Annotated in this window: 1 protein-coding gene; it reads left to right on the forward strand. The window is 39.4% G+C overall.

Annotation, left to right across the window (positions count from 1 at the left end; translation table 11 throughout):
* The first annotated feature begins 214 nt into the window (after positions 1-214).
* Positions 215-1876 carry a glutamine--tRNA ligase/YqeY domain fusion protein gene (locus Q0516_RS02405; protein ID WP_294468996.1) on the forward strand — a complete coding sequence of 554 codons (1662 nt, stop codon included), beginning with the start codon at positions 215-217 and terminating at the stop codon, positions 1874-1876.
* Positions 1877-2197 lie beyond the last annotated feature (321 nt).

A 2197-nucleotide genomic window follows, 5' to 3' on the forward strand; every position in this document is an offset into this window, starting at 1 on the left:
AGATTTTTAGAAAATTCGACCGCGTTAAGAGCCACCACGGCGATTGAGTGGAGCCTTTTATTCTAAATCTTTGGGCGAGCAAAGATTTAGCGGGGTGAAAGGGGCAGCGCCCCTAGAAATGTTGTTTCTTTGAAAAAGAAAAAATATCTTTAATAATTAATAAAATTGTATTATAATGGTAAAGATAATTTTAAGTACGAAAAGGAGCGTTTATATGGGGGAAATCAAGTCCAACTTTATAACAAATGAAATAGATAAAGATATAGAAAAGGGAATATACGATAAAGATGAAATATACACTCGTTTCCCGCCCGAACCCAACGGTTTTTTGCATATAGGACATGCAAAGGCGATTTGCATAAATTTTCTTACCGCAAAGAAATACGGAGGTAAGACAAATCTTCGTTTCGACGATACAAATCCCGCAAAGGAAGATACGATGTATGTAAAATCCATAAAGGAAGATATAAGCTGGCTGGGCTTTGAATGGGCAAAAGAACTTCATGCGTCAAATTACTTCGATAAGATGTATGCTTATGCTGTGGAGCTTATTAGTAAAGGGCTTGCATACGTAGATGACCAAAGCTATGAAGAAATGAAGAAAAACAGAGGTAATTTAGCGACTCCGGGAGTGGATTCTCCTTACAGAGACAGAAGTGTAGAAGAAAATCTTAAGCTTTTCAAAGAGATGAAAGAGGGTAAATACGAGACGGGTTCAAAAGTTTTAAGAGCCAAGATCGATATGACGAGCCCCAATATGAACATGCGTGACCCCGCACTTTACAGAGTGGTACACGAGGAACACCACAATACTAAAGATAATTGGTGTATTTATCCTATGTACGACTTTGCTCATCCTATAGAAGACGCTATCGAGGGGATAACTCATTCACTTTGTTCTCTTGAATTCGAAGACCACAGACCTTTGTATGACTGGATACTGGATAATCTTGATGACTATAAAAATAAAAGACCGAGACAGATAGAATTTGCAAGGCTAAACCTTACAAATCAGGTTATGAGCAAGAGATATTTAAGACAGCTCGTCGATGAAGGATATGTTGACGGCTGGGACGACCCGAGGATGCCTACGATTTCCGGTTTCAGGAGAAGAGGCGTTACTCCCGAAGCTATCGTTAATTTCTGCGAAGAGATAGGAGTAAGCAAGTCAAACAGCCTTGTTGACAGCGGTATGTTGGACCATTTCATAAGGGATGATTTAAAGCTCAAAGCAGACAGAGTGAACGCCGTTTTAAACCCATTAAAACTTACTATAACAAATTATCCCGAAGGCAAGATAGAAATGCTTGAAATGGAAAATAACCAGGATATAGAAGACGGAGAAAAGAGAGAAGTACCTTTCGGCAGAGAACTTTATGTTGAGAGGGATGACTTTATGGAAGTTCCCGTTAAGAAGTATTTCAGATTATTCCCCGGTAACGAAGTAAGGCTTAGAGGAGCATATTTTGTTACTTGCAATGAAGTCGTAAAAGATGAAAACGGCGAAGTGGTCGAACTTAAATGCACATACGACCCCGAAACGAAATCGGGAAGCGGATTTACCGGAAGGAAGGTAAAAGGTACGATACACTGGGTGGAAAGAAGCACTGCAATAAAAGCTAAAGCAAGGCTTTTGGAACCTTTATTCAACAGTGAAGTATCAAGCGAAAACTTCCTTGATACGCTAAACACCGACTCGCTGAATGAAAAAGAAATATATCTTGAACCGTTCATGAAAAAAGCTAAAGCGGGAGATAGATACCAATTTGTAAGAAACGGATACTTCAGCGTAGACCCTAAACTTACTAAAGACAATGAACTTGTGTTTAATAGGATAGTTTCCCTTAAATCAAGCTGGAGACCGCCTAAAAAATAATTTGAACTCGGAGAAATCCGAGTTTTTTATTTGTGGGCGAAAAACCGCACCCCAAATTCTGTAAGGCTCCGCCCTACGAGCAGTTATAAGGGACTCCGTCCCTTAAGAATCCTGCTCTTTTTTGACTATCGAAAGACTTTGTAAGAAGGCTTACTAAATTTTGTGTAACAAAATTTAGATGTGGTAACACATACGATAACATGATTTCGAAGTTATGCTGTGCAGCAAATTTGACAAAGGCAAGATCCCGGAATGCACATAAAACCATTCGCAAATGACCATGAATGGCACTCACTCATGTTGTCCTCTGAGCTTTGCTCA

It is taken from the genome of uncultured Anaerofustis sp. (genome assembly GCF_938029165.1).
Classification (GTDB): domain Bacteria; phylum Bacillota; class Clostridia; order Eubacteriales; family Anaerofustaceae; genus Anaerofustis.